General features: G+C 30.4%; 20 protein-coding genes. 6 read left to right on the forward strand and 14 right to left on the reverse strand.

Annotated elements, in window-relative coordinates:
- Positions 1–19: 19 nt before the first annotated feature.
- From OC535_RS09395 to OC535_RS09410, 4 genes are all read left to right on the forward strand, one after another.
- Positions 20–2,596, forward strand: coding sequence for a cation-translocating P-type ATPase (locus OC535_RS09395; RefSeq protein ID WP_498823654.1), 2,577 nt, complete (start codon positions 20–22; stop codon positions 2,594–2,596).
- 33 nt (positions 2,597–2,629) lie between these two features.
- Positions 2,630–3,283 carry a sporulation protein YunB gene (locus OC535_RS09400; protein ID WP_498823655.1) on the forward strand — a complete coding sequence of 218 codons (654 nt, stop codon included), beginning with the start codon at positions 2,630–2,632 and terminating at the stop codon, positions 3,281–3,283.
- Positions 3,268–4,104 carry a hypothetical protein gene (locus tag OC535_RS09405; protein ID WP_024722249.1) on the forward strand — a complete coding sequence of 279 codons (837 nt, stop codon included), beginning with the start codon at positions 3,268–3,270 and terminating at the stop codon, positions 4,102–4,104. Before OC535_RS09400 ends, OC535_RS09405 begins: the two co-directional genes overlap by 16 nt.
- Positions 4,105–4,278: 174 nt before the next feature.
- Entirely contained in the window at positions 4,279–4,644 is a 366-nt protein-coding gene (locus OC535_RS09410) for a diacylglycerol kinase family protein (RefSeq protein ID WP_024722248.1), read from the forward strand.
- Positions 4,645–4,864: 220 nt separating this feature from the next.
- Here the strand turns inward: OC535_RS09410 and OC535_RS09415 are convergent, their stop codons facing one another.
- Entirely contained in the window at positions 4,865–6,220 is a 1,356-nt protein-coding gene (locus OC535_RS09415) for a recombinase family protein (RefSeq protein WP_498823656.1), read from the reverse strand.
- Positions 6,221–6,386: 166 nt separating this feature from the next.
- Between OC535_RS09415 and OC535_RS09420 the strand changes: the two genes are divergently transcribed.
- Both OC535_RS09420 and OC535_RS09425 read left to right on the forward strand, forming a co-directional pair.
- Positions 6,387–6,647, forward strand: coding sequence for a hypothetical protein (locus OC535_RS09420; protein WP_498823657.1), 261 nt, complete (start codon positions 6,387–6,389; stop codon positions 6,645–6,647).
- A 56-nt stretch (positions 6,648–6,703) separates the two neighbouring features.
- Positions 6,704–7,504 carry a hypothetical protein gene (locus OC535_RS09425; RefSeq protein ID WP_498823658.1) on the forward strand — a complete coding sequence of 267 codons (801 nt, stop codon included), beginning with the start codon at positions 6,704–6,706 and terminating at the stop codon, positions 7,502–7,504.
- Between the two features lie 47 nt (positions 7,505–7,551).
- Here the strand turns inward: OC535_RS09425 and OC535_RS09430 are convergent, their stop codons facing one another.
- From OC535_RS09430 to OC535_RS09490, 13 genes are all read right to left on the reverse strand, one after another.
- Complete coding sequence (locus OC535_RS09430) at positions 7,552–8,127, reverse strand: type III toxin-antitoxin system ToxN/AbiQ family toxin (protein WP_498823659.1); 576 nt, start codon at positions 8,125–8,127, stop codon at positions 7,552–7,554.
- Between the two features lie 238 nt (positions 8,128–8,365).
- Positions 8,366–10,102: a relaxase/mobilization nuclease domain-containing protein gene (locus OC535_RS09435; protein ID WP_498823660.1), complete on the reverse strand. Its 1,737-nt coding sequence runs from the start codon at positions 10,100–10,102 to the stop codon at positions 8,366–8,368.
- Positions 10,086–10,475, reverse strand: a complete 390-nt coding sequence (locus OC535_RS09440; RefSeq protein WP_498823661.1) for a plasmid mobilization protein — start codon at positions 10,473–10,475, stop codon at positions 10,086–10,088. Before OC535_RS09440 ends, OC535_RS09435 begins: the two co-directional genes overlap by 17 nt.
- Positions 10,476–10,776: 301 nt before the next feature.
- The gene (locus OC535_RS09445; protein WP_498823662.1) at positions 10,777–11,415 is read right to left on the reverse strand and encodes a hypothetical protein; all 639 of its coding nucleotides are present in this window, start codon (positions 11,413–11,415) and stop codon (positions 10,777–10,779) included.
- 40 nt (positions 11,416–11,455) lie between these two features.
- A complete protein-coding gene (locus OC535_RS09450; protein WP_498823663.1) occupies positions 11,456–12,346 on the reverse strand; it encodes a hypothetical protein in 891 nt (296 codons plus the stop codon).
- Between the two features lie 90 nt (positions 12,347–12,436).
- A complete protein-coding gene (locus OC535_RS09455; RefSeq protein WP_498823664.1) occupies positions 12,437–13,507 on the reverse strand; it encodes an ArdC-like ssDNA-binding domain-containing protein in 1,071 nt (356 codons plus the stop codon).
- Positions 13,504–13,692 carry a hypothetical protein gene (locus tag OC535_RS09460; RefSeq protein ID WP_498823665.1) on the reverse strand — a complete coding sequence of 63 codons (189 nt, stop codon included), beginning with the start codon at positions 13,690–13,692 and terminating at the stop codon, positions 13,504–13,506. The genes OC535_RS09455 and OC535_RS09460 overlap by 4 nt, the downstream gene beginning before the upstream one ends.
- A gap of 227 nt (positions 13,693–13,919) precedes the next feature.
- On the reverse strand, positions 13,920–15,620 hold the full coding sequence (locus tag OC535_RS09465; RefSeq protein WP_498823666.1) for a C40 family peptidase: 1,701 nt from the start codon (positions 15,618–15,620) through the stop codon (positions 13,920–13,922).
- Entirely contained in the window at positions 15,617–18,016 is a 2,400-nt protein-coding gene (locus tag OC535_RS09470; protein ID WP_498823667.1) for a VirB4-like conjugal transfer ATPase, CD1110 family, read from the reverse strand. Before OC535_RS09470 ends, OC535_RS09465 begins: the two co-directional genes overlap by 4 nt.
- Entirely contained in the window at positions 18,009–18,698 is a 690-nt protein-coding gene (locus OC535_RS09475; RefSeq protein WP_498823668.1) for a PrgI family protein, read from the reverse strand. Before OC535_RS09475 ends, OC535_RS09470 begins: the two co-directional genes overlap by 8 nt.
- Positions 18,699–18,707: 9 nt before the next feature.
- Positions 18,708–19,379, reverse strand: a complete 672-nt coding sequence (locus tag OC535_RS09480; RefSeq protein WP_498823669.1) for a hypothetical protein — start codon at positions 19,377–19,379, stop codon at positions 18,708–18,710.
- Positions 19,380–19,543: 164 nt separating this feature from the next.
- Positions 19,544–19,870 carry a hypothetical protein gene (locus tag OC535_RS09485; RefSeq protein WP_195643815.1) on the reverse strand — a complete coding sequence of 109 codons (327 nt, stop codon included), beginning with the start codon at positions 19,868–19,870 and terminating at the stop codon, positions 19,544–19,546.
- A gap of 50 nt (positions 19,871–19,920) precedes the next feature.
- Positions 19,921–21,657, reverse strand: a complete 1,737-nt coding sequence (locus OC535_RS09490) for a VirD4-like conjugal transfer protein, CD1115 family (RefSeq protein ID WP_498823670.1) — start codon at positions 21,655–21,657, stop codon at positions 19,921–19,923.
- Positions 21,658–21,858 lie beyond the last annotated feature (201 nt).

Below are 21,858 nucleotides of genomic sequence, written 5' to 3' on the forward strand. Positions count from 1 at the left end.
GTATAGATAGGAGGATAAAATGGAGGCTTATCAAAAATCTTTTAAAGAGGTTCAAAATGAATTAGGGGTATTTAATCAGGGGTTAAATAAAAAACAAATTTATAAATATAAACAGTTATTTGGTAAAAATGAAATAGTTAGTGAAAAACAAGAAAGTGCGATTGCAATATTTATTGATCAATTTAAAGATCTTTTAGTTATTATTTTAATTGTTGCGGGAATTATTTCAGCAATCAGTGGTGAATTTGAAAGTACTTTAGTAATTTTGATAGTAATTAGTCTAAATGCAGCATTAGGAACTTTTCAAACAGTTAAAGCACAAAAATCTATCGATAGTTTAAAGAAACTATCGATACCTAAAGTTAAAGTTATTCGTGATGGCAAAGTCCAGATAATCAATTCAAATGAGTTAGTAGTGGGAGATATTGTAAATATTGAAGCTGGTGATATTATAGCCGGAGATGGAAGATTAAAAGAAGCGGTTAATCTCCAGGTTAATGAAAGTGCTTTAACAGGCGAATCAAATAGTGTTGAAAAACAGCTGTTACCAATTGAAAAGAAATGTACTATTGGGGATATGAATAATATGGTCTTTTCAGGTAGTTTAGTAACGAATGGGACAGGACAGTATATTGTTACAGCAGTGGGTATGAAAAGTGAGTTGGGAAAAATAGCTGGAATGCTTAATGAGACAAAACAAAGAAAGACGCCTTTACAAAGAACATTAGATGAGTTTTCTGTTAAGTTATCAATTGCTATTATTTCTATTTGTATTATTGTGTTAATAATGAGTGTCTTTATTGCTAAAGAAAATATTTTAGATTCATTAATGATTGCTGTAGCTTTAGCTGTTGCGGCAATTCCCGAGGCATTAGGATCAATAGTAACGATCGTTTTATCAATTTCAACTCAAAAAATGGCAAAAGAAAATGCTATTATTAAAAATTTAAATGCAGTTGAGAGTTTAGGTTGTGTTTCAGTAATATGCTCAGATAAAACCGGAACACTGACCCAAAACAAAATGACAGCAATAGATATATATACAAATAAAAAAATAGTTTCTGTAAATGATATGGATCATCATCAATATAATCATTGTCTTATGTTAAAAGCATTTGCTTTATGTAATAATGCTACAATCAACAATAACCAGCAGGTAGGCGATCCTACTGAATTAGCATTATTAAATCTTTATCACGACTATACAATTAAACATCCCTTTAAGTTAATTGCCAAAAGACAATTAGAATTACCTTTTGATTCAACTCGTAAATTAATGAGTGTTAGCTCCAAAAATCATCTATATACTAAAGGTGCGCCAGATGTTTTATTACAACGTTGTAATAGAATTTTAGTTGATGGGTATAAAGAAATTTTATCTGAAATTGAACGAAGAAGAATTTTAAAACAAAATGAAGACTTTGCTAAAAAAGGATTACGGGTCATAGCGGTAGCGTATAAGGAATTTTATAAAAATACGCTAGATGTTAGGGATGAAACTGATCTAATATTTGTAGGATTAGTTTCATTGATCGATCCGCCACGTAAAGAAAGTAAAGAGGCAGTAAAAAATTGTCTTATTGCTGGAATTAAACCAATTATGATAACAGGGGATCATGTTGTTACGGCCTGCAGTATTGCTAAAAATATCGGTATTTATCAAGATGGAGATATTTGTCTTGAAGGGGTCCAGTTAGAAAGAATGACAGATCGAGAATTAGCAAATGTTTTACCAAGGGCGAGTGTTTATGCTAGAGTTGCCCCAGAGCATAAAATAAGAATCGTAAAAGCTTGGCAAAATCAAGGACAGATCGTTGCGATGACCGGTGATGGAGTCAATGATGCGCCAGCTTTAAAACAAAGTGATATAGGTGTAGCAATGGGAATTTCTGGTAGTGAGGTTTCTAAAGATGCTGCTAGTATGATTTTAACTGATGATAATTTTGCTACGATCGTACAAGCAATAATTACGGGACGTAATGTTTATGCAAATATAAAAAATGCGATAATTTATTTATTATCAGGGAATTTAGCAGCAATAATCTGTGTATTAATTACTTCGTTTATGATTTTACCAACACCATTTTTACCAGTGCACCTTTTATTTATCAATTTAATTACAGACTCTCTTCCAGCTATTGCGATTGGGATGGAACAGGGCAGTAATGAAATTTTAAAACAAAAACCTCGTGGCATGAATGATTCTCTATTAAATAAAGAAACGTTATTACAAATTAGTTTTGAAGGAGTGATTATTTGTATTTTTACAATGTTATCTTACTTTGTAGGCTTAAAAACTGATGAACTATTAGCATCATCAATGGCTTTTGGGACATTATGTTTGGCGCGGCTATTACATGGTTTTAATTGCCGTAGTAACTTACCATTATATAAGATGCCACTAAATTATTATAGTATTGGAGCTTTTATTATTGGAACAGTTTTATTGGGCTGGATTTTAGTTTCTCCAAATTTTCATACTATCTTTTCTATTAGTGAACTAAATTTACGTCATTTAGCAATGATTTTTGTTTTTGCAACAATGCCTAGTATTATCATTCAGTTATATAAGGTGGTTGCCACAAAGCATATTTGATGGGGTTGCTTAATATACTATATTGGTGATTTGATGAAAAAACGATATTTGTTCATTATTGTTATAGTGCTTTTGGGCGTTATATTACATTTTTTGAGTGTAAGTATAACGCCAATGTTAAAGAAAATCGCCACCAAAGAAATAGATCGTTTTTGTCAAATGGTAATCAATAATACACCTTTTCCAGTTGAATTAGATCATCAGGAATTAATAAAAGTAAATCGTAGTGGTAACGAGATTTCAACGATTAATTTTGATACTAATTATGCCTCGAGTATCGGAGCAAAGATAGTAAATAATTTAGATGAATTATTTGTTTCGTTAGAGGAGGGAGTATATAAAAAAACAGATGACACATTTTATCAACGTAAATTGGAAGAAATCAGTAATAATGGTGGTGTCATTGCTAGTGTACCTTTAGGGATGATGACAGACAATCCTTTTTTAGCTGAAATAGGACCAAAAATAGAAATTAGATATAAAACCATTTCTGCGATTACTTGCACTGTAAACAAAGAAATAAAGAGTTATGGTGTTAATCATGTAATGGTTTCATTATCCTTAACGATTAAAATTAAAATGATGGTTCTGTTGCCATTTTATAATGAAGAATTTAATAAAGCTTATGATTATCCATTAGTAATTGAAATTATTGAAGGGGAGGTGCCTAATTGGTATCAAAATTAGAAATATTACAACGTTTTTATCAAATTTATATAGATCAAGAAAGTGACTATTTTACGTATCAAAATAATAATTATTATTTTTGTAGAATAAATAATTTTACAAATAACTATTCGTATTATATTCATAGTTTAAATTTAGCTGGTTTTACAGTTGTAAATAATTGTTTTGATCGTCCTATAACTATGGACCATATTTTATATATTTATCAAATTGAACCATATACTTTAGATATGTTTATTCGTCGATCAATGATTCCAATTCCTTCCACGATTGAAGTGATAAAAATAAAAGAAAGCTGGTGTAAAATTTTAGATGAAGCAAAATGCAAAATAGGTAATTATGCTTCTAGAATCAGTCACTTTGAACATTTTGTAGTATTATCATATTATTATCAAGGATTAGGGGAATGTGCTATCAGTATTTTAAATCAGATAAAATCTATTAAACTGCCAGCTGGTATAGAACACTTTTATTTAGAAGATAACTATGAAACACTGTGTTGTCCAAGTAATTTTGTTATTGCCTCAAGAATCAAAGACTTAACTACCGGATATAAAAATAATTTAATTATGATCAATGAGTTAGAAGAATATATAAATAGTGCCAATCTAACAAATGATGAATTAGTATACTTATACGCCCGTTTGTTATTTCCAGGTGAATTTATGCAGCTGGCAATAAATGATGATTGTAATGATAATTTAATCAAAGCAAAACTGCTTAAGATTTATCAAAATATTGATAATGAAAAAGAAATGCTTAACCAAGCTTATCAATTATTGAGCAAATACACATATATTCCTAAAATAGCATGGCTTTAAATACTCTTAACTGTCTGGATAGCCTTATTTTATTGGCTTTACAGACAGTTTTAATTTTTAGCAGGATCAGTAAATAATTGAGAAAGTGTTACTGTTATTAAAAAGATAAATAAGATTGATTTTAATTAGAATAATTAGTAAAATTTTTATATGATAGAAGGGGGTAATAGTTTGATGCAGGAGTTAAAAAAAAGAATAAATAGCTTTAAATATGCATTTGAAGGAATAATAATGACGATTAGATCAGAAACAAATATGAAGATTCATTTGTTTGTAATGCTTTTAGTAATTGTTGCGGGAGTTGTTTTAAAGCTGAGTGCTGCGCAATGGAAAATATGTATTATCTTATTTTCACTAGTTATTGCCGGTGAATTATTTAATACGGCAATAGAAGCAGTAGTTGACATGGTAATGCCTGAATTTCATCCTAAAGCTAAGATTGCTAAAGATGCAGCGGCAGGCGGAGTTCTTGTTCTAGCAATCGGTGCAGCAATAATTGGCTTAATGATATTTATTCCTAAAATAATTGCTCTTCTATAATTTTATTTGTTACAAAATATAAAATGCTAAGTTCTTTATAAATAGAACTTAGCATTTTAATGTGAGTTTAAATGTAAATAAAAAAGCCGATTACATCGACTATCTTTTATTTATGGAGCCATATTGATCGATATAATCGAACTCATGCCTCTTAAAAATCAAAGTTATTGTACCATAGTTCCTCTACAGACATTATACTATAATAACAGGTGTTTATCAACTAAATTCTAGTTATTTTAAGAACTTTTTTTTCTACCAAATTTATTTTAATGTCTTTTACATATTTTTGGAAAAGCTGACATTTTAATTCTTTGCTTATAGAAGTAATACTATGGCTTACTTTCTTTCTTTGAATTTCCTGAATATTTTTTAACTGTTTTTTATAATAACTTATTTTTTTATCAGTTCTTTTTTTAAAATCATTATATTCTAATAACTGTTCTTTTGTTCCTTCTGTAACTGTTAGTTCATAATAGTTTGAAATAATTTTTGACAATCGCTTTATCTCTTTTTCGATTTCCTTTTCTTCACCGCTTTTTTCTATATTCAAAATTTCTTTATTATATAGATCATTAGTAACATTTGTTAATTGACGATCTATTATTTTTTCATTAATTCTTTTATTACATTTTGGACAGTAATAATAAAAGTATATTTTACCTTTTTTATTTGTTGTTTTTTGTTCTAAATGCGTTGAACAGTCATTGCACGTACAAAGATTATGATACGCATAATCATATTTTCTAATTCTTGCAGATCGATTAATAAAATAATTTGCTCTATAAAAAGTATCTCTATCTATTATTAAATCCGTTAAAATATTTTTATATATTTTACCGTTCCATTCAACCTCACCGATATAAATTCTATTTTTACACATTCTAATAAGTGTTTTATCCACCCACGAACGCCCTAAAGCCTGTTCAATGGTTAACTCAGCAGCTAACTGCAATGCACTTTTTCCTATTGAAATTTCATGAAAAATTCTTTTCACAACTCTAACTTCTTCAATATTGTTTGAAATCACCAGTTTTTCACTGGTTTCTCTGATATATCCCAATGGTGGTTTGCCACCAAATGGATACAAACCATTTTCGAGTTTATCTCGAATCACATCTTTAACCCTTTGTGAAGTAAGTTCAGGTTGAAGTTGAGAAAAAATCATTGAAACATTTGCATTGGCTTTTTCCATAGGATTTTTTAAATCCGTTTTAGGATTGTCAAGCGGAATCAAAGAACACTCCATATTGTTACATATTTTTATGATTGAATTAAAGTCAATGAGGTCTCTAGTCAGTCGATCAAATTTCATCATAACAACCATTTTATATAATCCTTTTTTTATTCCATCTAAAAGATCTAATAAATCTGCACGATTGATATTAGTACCTGATTTTCCGCCATCTGAATATATATCAATATCATCATCAGTATATCCCATTTTATACACAAATTTTCTGCACTGGTTCTCCTGGACTTCTAAACTACATCCTTCTTCATATTGTTTTTTTGTTGATACTCTTATATAAATAGCTATCCTTCGGGTATCAAAGTGGTTTATTCTCTTCATAATCATCATTACTCTCTCCATTCATAATAGTTTAAAAAATAATCTTTTATGATTAAATAATAATATTTTTTTATTATTATTTTCAATACATCAATAATGTTTTTTTACTATTTTATAATAAAAATTGATTATTTATATTTTTAGAGGTATAATAATGATGAGGTGAACAACAATGCGTAAAAATAAAAAAGATGATTCAAAAATAACTTTAAAAATAAAATCTCTTTTAGCTGGAAAAGGACTTTCATTTGCTGATTTTGGAAGAACAATTGGCGCCATTCCTCAAACAATGAACAAAAAAAGAACTACTGATTCATATCGGGTAAGTGATCTTATTCTTTTAGCAAAAGCAACTGAAACCAGATTATGTTTTATAGATCAAGATGGAAATACATTGCTGGAACTCAATGAGAAAGATATACAAAAAAATTAGTAGTCATGTATGACCACTAATTTTAAATTTATTCATTTATAACAGGAGACTATAAGATGCGTGATAATAAAATACCTTTTGGTTTGAGAAATAATTTATTAGTAACCATAAATGACCTTAGAGAAGATGAAGCAGGTATAAATTGCAATTGTATATGTCCGCAGTGCAAAAAACCACTGATTGCTGTTTTTTCAGAAAAACAAAAAAATCATTTTAGGCACAAGATGCATGAAAACCACTGTTACTTTAATATTAACAATTTTATACCCGAATTTATATGGCAACAGTTAAATGAGAGTGATTATCCTGAAATATTAAATATTTCAAAAGAAACCATGAAATATTTGAAAATCTATTTAAAAAACAAAGAGTTGAAAAAAAGAATTGAAGCAAAAAAAATTTTGCAGTATAAAGTTTCCAATATTAATCATAAAAATAATACTTTTACATTTATTATTGATGATAATGAATTTATTGTAAAACTCTATTTTGATAAAAAAAATATTCCTGTCAGTCAATACAATTTCCATATAAACATTAATGATTTAATAAAGGATTACGAAAAACTTGATGAGCTTAAAAACATAATTTTTGAGGAGTGTTTAAAAAAATCAGTCAGCTATCTAAATAACAAGTATGAAAACAGTTCGTTAATACATCAGCCTTTCAATTCTAAAAAAGAGTTAGAAAATGCATTATGTCCATATGGATATAAAATAAAAATTCCACCTGATTTTAAAAAAGAAAAAGCTTGTACTGGATGCAGTCATTTAGTTGAAGACAAATGTCTTTATCCTTATAAGTTTCATTACATTAACGGCAAATGGATAAGAGTGGAAAATAAAAAGAGCGAGTGAACATATGTGTTCACTCGCTTTATCAGCATTTCTCAAAAGAAATATTTTTAAATTGTTAAACCAATATCATCATTATCTAAATTCATGTCATCCACATCATTTTCAATTGTTTTTTCAGTATATTCTCTACACTTTAGTTCAAGTGTCTTAAAATCACAACACCTTTCAGCAACTCTTTGAGGCAAATTATTGTTTGTTCTTTTTTTATATAATTTTAACGCTTTCTCTCTTAGTCCACCGCCCTCACGATTTAACCATCTTAATTGGTCTCTTAATAAATTTTGATATCTTTTCTCTGCATATGTTAAACATACAGCGTTTGTATTAATCACTGTATAACTGCGATCAGGAATCGGGATCATATTATTAAAATTTATTGCACCCAGTTTTCCACTATCAATTTTATAAAAATCGATTTGATTTTTCATTTTTAAATGTTTTGGCTTAGGTGAAGATAATGGTGCAAAATATTTGCAATTATTTATAGTAAACAAAACTCCAACGAACGGTCTTAATTCCTTCTCATTAGCATTATAGCTTACTCTATAGTCGTACTTTCTTAAAAAATCACAATAACTAGTATCTACAATTACTAATTTATATACAGGATTCTTTTCTTTCATCTTATTTCCTCCAAACGAAAAGCTAGAGATCATTCTCTAGCTTTTCAACTTTTTCCATACCCGCTTATCTGGTGGGGAACACCGCTTTTTCCATACCCGCTTATCTGGTGGGGAACACCGCTTTTTCCATGCCCGCTTATCTGGTGGGGAACACCGCTTTTTTGAATGTTTCCATTCATTAAACTATAGTCATTATATAATATTTTATTCATTTTTTCAATATAATTTGCTTAATTTACTAATAATTATACTCATAATTTACTGATCTGTTTTTTTCTAAAGTATCAATATTTTTACCCGTGATTTCATCATAATACTTTTTATTTTCTTTGTCATAAACTCTATACTGCTCATCTTCAATTATATATATGTATGCTTTTTTATTATACTTCACCCATGATACAGCTTCTTTATCAACTTCTATACAAGTTTTTTGATCACGAAGCATAACAAGTTTTTTTCCTTCTCTATCACTGTCGAGTATCTGCTCTTTATTTGCATAAAAGCCTTTAGTCAGTATTTTATTCATTTTATCAATCTCATTACGATAGCTGTATGATTTTATATAATTAAGTCTGTCTATCTTTTCTTCGATTTTTTTTATCGCAAGCAGGCAGGCATTAGTCTCAGCTTTTAATGTATTTGCTTCTGTTATAATCTGTTTTGCTTCTTCTATAGATGTAGTTGGTTTAAAAGCATTTAATTCTTTTTTAGCTTCTTCAAATAATTTAAGTTCTTTACAGTAGGTCTTTTCCATTTCTATTTTATCAGCTGAACTGCACTCTTTTAAAGCATCATTAAAATAACAGGTTTCAATGTAAATTTTGGCTATCGGCATAAGTTTCTGGAGCTGGCGATTGTGAATCTTAAGATGATCATAATTTCTTTTTAAACAGGAATAATCATCTTCATATTGCAGGATACGCTGATCGATATCGTTGTAGCTATTTATTTTTTCACTATTCATTATTTCAAAAACTTTATTGATCTGATTAATTTCTTTCACTATAAGATAGCGCCTTTTATAATATTCACCGCTGTTTTCATCTGTTAAATTATTAGCCAAAGCATCCTGCTTATTTATAAAAGTTTTCATCTTATACTGCTGTAAAGACATATAACCGCTTAATTTGTTGCAATCTATTTTATTGGATTTTTGTTCTCCACCGATATTCTTATATAAAATATGTTTTGATTCAAGCAACTGATCCTGATAAGTCCTGTAACGAATAGATTTTATCCTTTGTCGAAGGTTTTTCTCTGAATATTTTCCATCATCAATAGTTTTTAATCTCACAAATCTTTTCATCCCGAAAGTTTTGACACTTATATATTTACCACGGTTTATTAAATATCCTTCATTTTCTAAAAGTTCAAGCAGTTCTTCAAAGTCTTCAGCATTTTCAATTAGTCGTTCTATATCTTCTTTTATTTGTGCTCTCCATGACTTATTTGCAAAATTGTACAAAAAATTTTTGTTGCTGTATTTGTTTATTGGTGGAGCATCATTTAATACCGTTAGCCCGTATTCTTTACTTATTTCATCAGATACCTTGCGCAGATTCGATATTCCTTCCTCATGCCATAAACTGTCAGTAAGTTTCTTTCCCGTCTTGATATTGACACTGTTTAAAACTATATGATTATGTATATGTGCTTTATCAATATGAGTAGCTACAACTGCCTGAAAATCCGGATATAACCGTTTAGCAGTTTCTATTCCTATTTCATGTGCTTCTTCATAAGTCAGTTTATCAATGCAATTAAATGACTGATAAATATGATAGCCGGTACGTTTTCCTTTATTGTTATATAAACGGTTCATCATCAGCATTTCATTGTGTGCAAGATTTGCATCAGGTGAACAGTTGATTCCGCTGACAAGCAGTCCGCCATCTGTTTTTTGTGGATTGACAATATATTTTAAACAACCAAGGATATTCTTATGCAGTGCTTTTCTAAATGTCACTGTCATAATCAGTTACTTCCTCATGAATGATATAAAGTTTTTTTGAAATAATTTTATACAGTTTTTTCTGCTCTTCAAGACACTGCTTAGCAAGCAGTTTCGCCTGAAGCATATCTTGTTTTGTGGCAACAGTATTTTTAGACAGACTGTTGAGTTTTCTTGCAATCTGATTGATATTATTCCCGACTTGTTTTATTTCACTTATAACTTCATCTTTGCTGGGAATGCTTTCTACAACTATTTTTCCATTTAGTACCCGATTACGTACAAAAGAAGCAATATCTTTTGAGTTGTACTGCTTTACAAGCCAGTTAATTTTTTTCCATTCATCATTGGTAAAATACAGTTCATATCTTTTTTTATTTTCTCTTCTTGACATATTTACTCCTTCCTAAAAACCGTAGAAAAAATATAAAGCCAACCAAAAACAGCATTCATATGAGCGCTGTTTTTGGTTGAGATTTTTTGCGTGCGCGCACGCTAAGAAACGGTCACGTTTCTTTCAAATTTCAAAGCGCTGGCTAGTGATTTGAAATTTTGCAAGCATGGTGTCTGTCCGGACACCCTACCTGCGGTAGCTTGTTGGGGAAAGTCCCCAAACCCCTTAAAAATTTGAACATTATATATGTTCAAACACAGTAACATATAAAAAAAACAACTGGTTATATATGACCAGTTGTTTACATTTCAATATCTAATTCTATATTCATTTTATTTTCTATTTCTTTAACTTCATCTATTTCAATCTGACCATCAAGCCACTGTAATGCAAGTTCTCTATTTGTAATTTCTTCAATATTCGGTAAGCCGTTTTCTCCTTGAATAAAATCATAACATATGTATTTACGATTTTCAAAATCAAAAAACATAAAACTGCTCCCAAAATTTTGTTGAACCTGTTCACAATATTCTTTATACTCTGTTTTATTTCGATTAAACGTTTTAGTGAACTGGTCAAATTCTTCTTTTGAAATTTCCAACACTTCTGGAAATTTACTATTTTCAGTTTTTTCTAATTTATGAATATTAGTGAGTATTATATTTTGGTATCTTTCTTTAGAAAAGGGTTCAATTGACTGATCTATTTTATATAAAATCTTGTCCATATCCTCTAGTCGGGCACATGCCTCCTCAAAAGCTTTTTTATAATCCTCTTTTGAAAAATCATTATCTTTTTTTAATTTTATTTCTTTATCTTTTAATTCCAGTTCACGTTCTTTTAACAGATTGGCTTTTTTCAATTCATTATCAATAGATGATAAAGTATTTTCAATATTATCCGCAAACCGCAGATCTCTAACAGTTTCAAATAAAACCATTTTATTCTTCCTTTCAATAAACATATTTTAATTTATGGTACTAATATAAAGTTACTTGAAAGCCTTCACCTGTAGGTTTAACTTCATATCCGTTTTTTCCATTTTTTTCTGCATATTCCAGTGCCTGATTATAAGAATCAATTGAATTTCCGCTAAAGAATTTATTTTCAGCAGATGGCTTTTCTTTTTTATCAGATGGACTGGATGTGACATTTTTTCTACTCATTGATTCATCAGCTGATGAATCAGCCACTGTATCACTATTAACAGTTACCGGTTGTTTAACGGTAACCTGAATATCTTTGGATGTCTCATTGCCTGCTTTATCCTGAAGAACATAGTTTAATACATAACTACCGCTTACCGCAGTGTTTATTTCATTATGAATAACATCTTCTACACTTAATTTATCAATATTATCCTCAGCTTTGATTATATATGATTTATAATCAATACTGTCATTTGTGTTGATTTCAATAATTTCCTGTGATAATTCCAAAACAGGAGGTATATCATCATAAATATTAATCTTTAAAACTGATTTCTCTGTGTGATAATCATTTTTAAATATAATATTTGCCTGATAAGTACCTGGTGTTCCGTTTTTTAAACTCTTTAAACATTTTTTTGTTTCTTTATCATTACTAACTTTTAATTCAAAATACTCTTTATTGTAAGATTTAATTAAATCTTCAATATCAGTGTTTCTGCTTTTGCTGGATGCGATTCTAAAAACATCATTAGAAAATTCATAATCATCAGTATTCATTTTTATTTCAGAATCAAAATAATTAAAATTCATATATTTATAAGTAAACAGAAAACCTGATATGCTTATAAGAGCTATAGTCACTACTATGATAGAAATAATTATAATTTTTTTTCTTTTCTTTCTGCGATAGAGCATCAATAATTCAGTTTCATCAATCATTTTCACACCACCTTATATTAATTATCTTCATGCGATTAACCGCCTAATAACTGTTCTTCCATATTAGCTCCTTCTGGTCATACCTGACCACTATATATTAATTTCGATTTCTGCTTTTGAGTAATCTTTTTCATTTTCTATTTTCTCAGTCTTAACCTCTTGTATTTTTTCACGATTAAGTTCATCCAGACGCATAGCGTGCTTTTTGTAATTTTCAAAGGCATCAGAAATGAGTGTTTCAATTTTTTTGTTTACATAGCTTTTAACATCAGCAGTATCTTTTTTATTTTCTCCCAGCTCTTTTATTTCTTCTATCAGACTGTCAAAAACTTTCTTAAAATGTTCTTTTCGTCTGATCGGGATTTCAAGTCCATAATTTTTATGAAACATAATACTTATTACATCTGCTTCAAATTCTTTATGCAATGGACTTTTACCATCTATAAAATTGTGATTTGAAATCATATGTCCAAACTCATGTGATAGAGTTGATAATTTTGCAGTGTCATCTAATAATGAATTAACAGCGATTGTATCTTTCTTATAATCATAAAACCCGCTCAATGTAATTGAATCAAACTGCTCACAGCAGACATTACATCCTAATGTTCGGCAGTAATCTGCAAGTACATCAGCAAGTTTCCCATGCTCTTTTGATTCATAGCCAACTGACAGCAGGGCAGGGTATTTCTCTTTTGGATAATCTGTTTGACTAATATCAAAAACAGTTCCGGTTCCGTATACTAGTTTTTCATAAATCTTCAGTTTACCGCTCTTAGCCTGCTCTTTGATATCATCTTTTGCTTCGCTCCATTTAATATATTTTTCACTATTTTTGTCATAAATATATTTGATAGTTTTTGGAACAAGTATAGTCATGCCCTTTGAACCTTTTTTTATATTGGCATTTTTAGCTTTCCAGTCTTTAAAGGAAGCACAAAAACTCGCATATGGATTCTGCTTAAAAATAAGTGCTGTATTTTTTAACGAATATTTATAGAATTTGGATGAAAAAGCGAGCAGTTCATGCAGATCGTTTGATGAGGTCTCATAATTCTCAATCAGATCACTGATGACATGCTCGCTTTCCTGTAGTGTTTTATCCAGTTTTTCTTTAGCTTTTTTTATCTGTTCAGGGGAAGCTTTATATTTTTTAGTCATAATTTTCCTCCTTTGTACAACTCGTAAATTGCATCATCCATTTCTTTTAACATTTCTTCGTCCGGAATCCGACTTCCAACAGGATACATATGTTCAACATAAAACATATCCCTAGTATTTTCATCTGCTACAACGGAAAATCCTTCTTTTTTTAAATTTTTTATGCATATTAAATTATTTTTCATATTGTTACCTTCTTTAATTAAAATAAAAAAGACAGCCATCGACTGTCTAAAAAGCAATTTAACGAGGGAGTAATTATCATACATACAACAACTGATTTTTGAGAAACTATTGCTGATACTCCCTCATCAATTATTAGTTTATCATATAGAATAATAAAATTCTACTTATTTTTTAAAAATCAATAATTATTTTATTCTAAATATAGATAACAGTTTGTTATCTGTTATTAATATAATCTTCTACATGAATACAGGTGTTTTTTATAGCTTTCTACTGATTTAGTTGTTATGGCTTTACCTGTTTGAGGCGCATGAACAACTCTGCCACCGCCAATATAAAGCGTTACATGGTGTATACCGTTATACGTTCCATCTTTTGAATACAGAAGAATATCGCCTGCCTGTAATTCAGAAAAAGAAATTTTCTTTCCCATCTTTGATAAACTTTTTGTAGTCTGCGTACCGATATTAGCACCTGCCTGATAATACGCCCAGCATATCAATCCAGAACAGTCAAATTTTGTCCAGTTTGGATCCTTGACCTGATTCATAGAGTGACATCCACCCCAGACATACATATATCCTAATCGTGTTAATGCTTTTTGTGCTATTGCATTTCCAAGAGTACTGTTACCTGAAACAACAGTTCCGCCTTCAATGCTGTCATTTGATCCATACTTTACTTGAAAATCAACACTGAATTCAGATATTAGATTTTCAGAATTATAATACTCTTTTGCTTCTTCAACTACCTTACTGTTTATATAACTGCTGTTTTTCTTTAGGCAGTCTACATAATCATCAAATGTTGCGTTTTTTATTTCAAGAGTTGCAACTCCGTTAGTATTTGTTTCTATATGTGTTTCATAAAGACCATCTTTATTCTGGTTTTCAAAAATCGAAAGAACTTTTTGTTCTTCCTCTGAAAATGACGGTTCCTCAAATATTGCCTGTATCAACGATAAAACTGCTTTCCAGTCACATCTGCCACGGACACCATAATTACAGATAATTGAACCATTAGGATTATTCTGCTCAAATAAGCCGACTTTTGAATCATAGTTTTGTGACCATGTTGTACAGTAGTTTTCATACTGGTTTATTACTTCCTTTCCGCCTGAAGATCCAAAAACACTGGATACACCAGCTCCGCATACACATATAATAATTGCCGGTATAATTAAAAACGAAAGAAAAATCGAAAGTCGCAGCGTTAATTTTTTTAATATCTTTTTTAGAAGCAGAAATACTTTATTTTTAATAATGTGTGTCCCTTTTCTGACAGAAAGATTAGCAATACTTTTTCCTGCTTCTTTATCAATTGTCGAATCCCCATTTTGAATATCAGAACCTGACTTAATCAGTTTTGCCGGTTTTTTTAAAGCACTGCCGGTTTTTTTAAGACCTTTGGAAACAGTTCCTGTATTTATACCAAAACGCACCTTTGTATCTTTTGTTTTAATATCTACAATTTTTTCACTGTCTACAGAATTATACGTTGTTTCCTTTTTTTCGATATTAGCTACTCTTGTTTTAATCATATTTTTTGATACGTACACAGCTCCTGTATCTTCAGCATATGATTCATTGACTCTGGTTTTTATACCGCTTCTTTTTTCATTGAATACAAATCTTATATCAGATGTTTTGTCGATCGATATTTCATTTTCGCTATTGCTGATCGTCTTTATACCACTGGTTTTTTTATTGAGCGGGGATTCTATATCAGATGTTTTAGCATCTGATATAGAATCTCCATCACCGCTGATAGTTTTAATGCGACTTGCTGTTTCTCTACTTAATACTTCGATTCCAACTGAAGGAAGTTTTTCTACACCTTTTGATACTGCCAGAATTTCGGCACTTAAAGCGCTAGAAGCATCTGACAAATCATGTACCTGACTTTTTTTTATTTCTGAATCATTCATCGCTGTATCGCTATGTTCGCATTATTTGAAGTGTCATTAAGTTTGTATATATAAAAATCTTTAGGTACATTATTTCTAAAAGGTACTTTTGAATTTCCGTATACAATAATTCCCTGACCAGATATATCAGCAGTTATATAATTTGATTCCTCATTACTTATATCAAAAATTTTGCAAATCTCAATAAGATCAAGCGGTTTCTGTTTCAAAACAACTGCGAATTCACTATTGCTTAAGATTTTTCTGCCGTTTTTATTTTCAAGAATATCAGCAATATTTTGGGTGATGATAGTTGGAAATGAATTATATTTTCTGCCTTCTTTATAGAGCTTAGCTACAAACTGAGCTGAATAAACATTTTCAAGCAGAACATGAAATTCATCAATAATTATCCATGTATTTTTCTTGAGTTTTCGATTATTAGTTATGCGATTCCATATATGATCCAAAACGACTAGGTATCCGGTTTTTAAGATTGATTCAGGTAATTTGCTGATATCAAAACTAACAAGTCTATTATGGATATCTATATTTGTTTCATGTGCAAACATTTCCAGTGAACCTTTAGCGTACCTTTCCATAATCAAAGCAAGATTTTTTGCTTCTGATTCCTGCTGACTGCTTAGTTCATCCCAAAACTTCTTTAAATTGGGAATCAATGATTTGTCTGAAAAACCACTGCGCTCGTAATCAAAAAATAAATTTTTTACACATCTATCAATGATTGATTTTTCACTTCCGGTAAGATCACGTCCACCAAGAAGCGATTCGCACCACGCAAGAATCCATTCAATCTTTGATTTGATAGGTTCTTTATCATCATATCCTATATCCATGTGAAAAGGATTCAAATAAGTTTTTGATGTATTTGATATTTCCAGTGTCTGTCCATTAAATTCTTTAATAATATTATTGTATTCTGTATTAAGATCTACAATAATAACATCATCGTCAGGATATTTATTCATAATCTGTTCAATCATAAATTTGATAATAAAAGACTTCCCAGCACCCGCAGTAGCCAAGACACAGCCATTACCATTTAACTGCTTTTTCCTATCTACAATCACAGGATTTTTCGATAATAGATTCACACCATAATATATTCCATCTTTATGAATAAGGTCTTTCGTATTAAACGGTACATGTACAGCAGTAGCTTCAGAGGTAAGTGTTCTTAATATCTGTAAATTATCTCTGCTGAAAGGAAGAACATTTTGAATCCCTTCAAGCTGTTGAAACAGTAGCGGTTTTACATTGCATAACTGTTCACCTGCTATATCCATGATTCTTTTACAGTTTCGATTCATTTCATCTGCATTTGAAGCTACAACCATTATTAGAAGATTAGATCTAAAAATCTTTTGATTGTTTTTTTGAAGATCATTTCTAAGTTGTTTTGTATCTCTCAGCTTGTCTTCTAACTTTTCATCCTTAACAGCATTATAATCAATATGCTGTTTAGCTGCTCTTCTTATTTTAGCTAAACGCTCTGACTTCATACCAGTAATTTTTTTATTTACTTTCTTGATAGATTTTGCACTATTAGTAGGGTTGATGTTTTGCGTTATATAAAGTTCCATTTTCTGTTTCGAAAGAACATTATAAAGTTTTGGAGTAAGCGAACTTGGCAGATCATCAAGATATAATATCTTAACAAATTTTTTATTATCTATTAATGTAAAATCCTTATTTTTAAACAGAATAGATTTTGGAGCTAAAATATCATATACGGTTGCATTTTCTTTTTTTGCGTATTCCTTTATAGATAGATTATTTTTATCTGTCCATTTAGTGCAGTTGAAAAAATTATAAAGTATTTCCAACCTTTCATCTACAGATATTCTTCTAATAGAAGAGCCAAGCTCCTTAAATTTTTCTTCAGATTTAAGCTGAATATCTATAAATTTTTCCTTAACATCATCATATGAATCATTTTTTATTGTGACAGCAATATAACGTTTTGATTCTAGAGTTTCATTTATATTGCCAACCCCCAGTTCAATAAGCTGGTTGGTTTCTTCAGCAATTTTAGGAGAGGGGAGCGTTTCTACATTTTGAAGCATATACTCTTTTTCGAAAGTTTTGCTGTTTATTGGCTGAATAATATTTATTACCTGAATATGACAATCAGGAGAAAAAGAATTTAAATAATCTACCCACTTTAAAAAGATATTTTCCTGCACATCTAATTTTGCTTTTGCAAATGAAATATCTGAATATTCAAAACAGATTGAATATAAACCGTCTTTTATTTTAAAAACCTTAGTATCTTCATAAAAATCCTTAAAAAATGTTTCAATCACTCTTTGAGTGGTTACTGGCTTATCTATGGGTTCTGATTTAATTTTAGCTAAACCATTTATTAAATCATTTTTTACTTTAACTTTACTCATTTTTTTCAGCATCCTTCTTTTTTAAATATTCAATCATCATCTGTTCTATCTGATGATCAGAAAAATTATTTACTGTATCATTTTGAACATCACTGATCCAGCCTTTTTTTAATGCTTTTGCTTTAAACTTTTCTAACTTTTTCTGTTCTTTTATTTTTTTTCGTTCTTTTCTGGTAATTTTGAGCTTTTTAGCTGTTTTATCCTTTATAATATCTTTGTTGCTTTTTTTATCTGATTCAAAAGTTGATTGCTGGATATTATTTTTAACATAATCCCTGCAGGCTTCCTGTACCTGTAGAGAAGCTTTTTTAGATAAACTTTTTTTTATTCTTGTGGCCAGTTTAAGTTTTTTCATATACTCCTTTTCTAAAAAGATTTCTTTTTCAGTTTTATAAGACAGTTCTTTGAAAAATACCGTTTCTTTTCTGAAAATATATTTCACTATTTTTTCGGCTGGCATTTTTTGAATTGGAATAAAACCGATAAAAGCAAATGGAATAGCGTATGCAATTATAATATAAGATATTGGATCTTCTCCAAGCATTGTCCTGAATTTCAGGTAAAAAGGAACTGCTGTAATACCAAAAAGTATAACCGCTACCCACTGCCTGAAAGTAAACCAGTAGAATTTTTCATGATAGTCATTGATTTCTTCGTGAATTCTTATTTCTATTTGATCCATGTTAACCTCCTATGCACCTGTCAATTCTCTAGCTATTGAATTTCCAAAATTCATTAACCCAAGATATAATGCATTGATTATAATTACAGCAAGAACAACATTTATTCCCTGAGCACTGTCACTCAATCCTGACAGCATTAGGGAATAAATTTTAGTGGATATCATAATAACAGTAGCTTCCAGCCCTAAAGATGCCAAAGCCATGAAAAAACGTTTAGCTCCCTGTGAAGTTGCTTCATTTGTAGCCATAGCTAACGGAATTGCACATGTACTGCTGTAGATGACCATTTTAAATATTCTTGTAAAAACTATAGTCACTACACCAACTACTGTTCCTAAATATATCACCCATATAATAATCGTCAGTGCAAAATAACCTAACTGGGCAGCCATAGAGCCTGAGCATATTTCAGCCATAATCTGCCCTAAGTCCGGCGTTGCACCTGAACTGCCGATTTTTACCCATACCGAGTGATATATGTCCTGAGTTATTTGTAAAATCATTGTTGCAAATTTATAACTGTTTGTCATAATAACTTTTATAAAGATAAACTTGCAGATCGTCATTGCGACCCGTTCCCAAGTCACTCGCTCTGGATCACTCATTCTTTGCAACAGTTCAAGCATACAGAATAGTGTCAAAAGGGAGTATCCAAAGGGGAGGATTACGCTATGTGCCATTGAGCCTAAACTCCACAATGAACTCAATTCATTTTGTATATTATTTAGGCTTAATAGATGAACTACTGTTTTTGTAAGATTACTGCATGATATTGTCTGACCGAGGATGGTGAAAGAAAGATTAAATATTTCTATAATAAGATTATCAAACATAAAATCAATCCTTATAGTCCGAATATATCAGGGGATTTAGCAATACCAATTAGCATAAATCCTGCCATAACTACCATTAACCCTCTGTATTTTCCATCTGCATCATCTCTCGTCCATCCTGCACAGAACATCACTCCTCCAATCAGTGCGATAACTCCGCCGATTTTTACCATCCAGTCAGTGATATACGTAACAAAATTGTCAATTGCCCCTGTATTGCTTTCAGCATAGACTGTATTTATCGATATAATGAAAGTAATCAGTGCTGTATGAATAGCAAAAAAAGATCTTTTGTATTTTTCATAACTCTTACATAAATATTTTTTTAAATTCTTCATATTTTTTTTTCTCCATAAAAATGGTGGTCATATATGACCACCATTGCCTTCTATAAATTTGATAAATCTGTATCCTGATTTCCTACAACTTTAAATTTTGCAAGATCAACAGGATTTATGCTGTTTGATGTAATTGTAACTATTTCTGCATTGATACCCATTTCTTCAAACTTCTTTTTCCTGATTACTTTTTTATGATTAGCTTCAAGATATTTTCTATGATCATACAGATTATTTACTGTTTTTGGGTCTCTAGGTTCAAATAGAGTTTTATATCTTGGATGTTTTTTCAAATCATAAATATCAGAATAAAACACATTATGTTCAGTATTGGAAATTTTAGCAATACATTTTCCTTTTGGCATTCGACCAATTTCATCCTTAAAAGCAAGTTTTCGTCCAACGATATCATAACTTTTGCTGTTTGAACCATTTTTTGAAAATGTACGAGATGTCGATTTTTTATACCATGTCTTACTGCCAAGCATATTTTCCATGTATTCCAGTGTCGAATCTGAATTGGAACCAAGAAAAAGAATTGAATCACAGCAGTCAAGAATTGTTTCCCAGCTTTTTTCATAAAGTTCTTTGATCTGTGAAAGAGATTGTAAAAATATTGCAAAACCAACATTAAATGAACGTACATATGCTAGATTTTCAGCAAAACGTGGAATTTCACCTAGTTGTTTAAATTCGTCAAAGTATATATCTACAGATGTAGGGAGATACCCGTTAAATTTATTTGCATTATAATCCAAAAGACTAAACATCTGAGAATACATCAGATTTGCAAGAAAGTTAAATGCATCATCAGAAGGCTTAGTTACGATAAATATTGCAATTTTCCCCTGTTCTTCAGGCATTCCTAAGCTGTCTAATTCTAAATCATCATATGATGTTAAATTAGACGCTTCTTCTATGTTCAACGGTGCAAGACGTGCAACAGCTGTCATAACTATAGTCCTCAACATTTTACCTCTAGCTGATTTAAAGTGTTCGTACTGTTTTACTCCAACATGATTTGGTTCATCTGCTTTCCACTTTTCAAAAAGAGCATCCAGCTGGCATTTATCATTTTCGTCAGGATTTGCTTTTCTGATTAGATCAAGCATTGTTGAAAATGTATGTTCACTTTCAGGAAGCCTGAAAAGCATATAGTAGGTTATTGCCTGTAAAAATATCATTTCTGCTTTTTCCCAAAATGGATCACCCGTACTGCTCTTGATTGTCGTTGACTGAGTAGCTTTGAACAGGAGGTTAATCAGTGACATAACATCATCCTGAGCTAGAGTTTTTTCATTTGTTACTTCAGCCATATCATCATCAAGATGGTAAATAACCTTTGGAATTTTCTTAATATAATGAAATGGATTATAATGATTGGATTCATATTTTTTATCAAGGTTAAATACCTTGATCCTATAACCCAGTGATACCAGAGAATGTCCTAACGCTCTCAACGCTTCACCTTTAGGATCAGTTATAACTACCGAACCTGTTGCAGAAAGAATATTAGGATATAAAAATGCTCTCGTTTTTCCGGTTCCGGGGCGCCCACAGACAAAAATATGTCTGTTTATATTGCTGATATTTGCATCTTTGGCAAACTGTTCTGTATTTGTGATAATCACGTTATCCTGATAATTTTTAGCTTTCATTTTATTGAGATCCATGGCATCACCCCATTCAGCAGTACCGTATGTCTGCTCCTGAATAGTTCTTTTATAACTGCCAAGATAAGTATTTATCAGAGCAAAAACAAATACTGAAACAAAAAAAGCAGTCATTACTGCCTGCCTGTCTAATACCAAGGGAAATGATGGATCGATTATTCTATTTAACGACGTTTCCAGATATTCCAGTTTTAGAGGTGTATTGTTTATTTTCATAAGCGAATATACCCTTATCGAATATAAGGAAGCTGTCAGCATAGGTATAATGTATATTAATTTACTGCGTTTTCGTTCTTTTTTTACCAGCACTGTATA

The organism is Clostridium sp. Marseille-Q5894, assembly GCF_946902305.1.
In the GTDB taxonomy this organism is placed as follows: domain Bacteria; phylum Bacillota_I; class Bacilli_A; order Erysipelotrichales; family Coprobacillaceae; genus Thomasclavelia.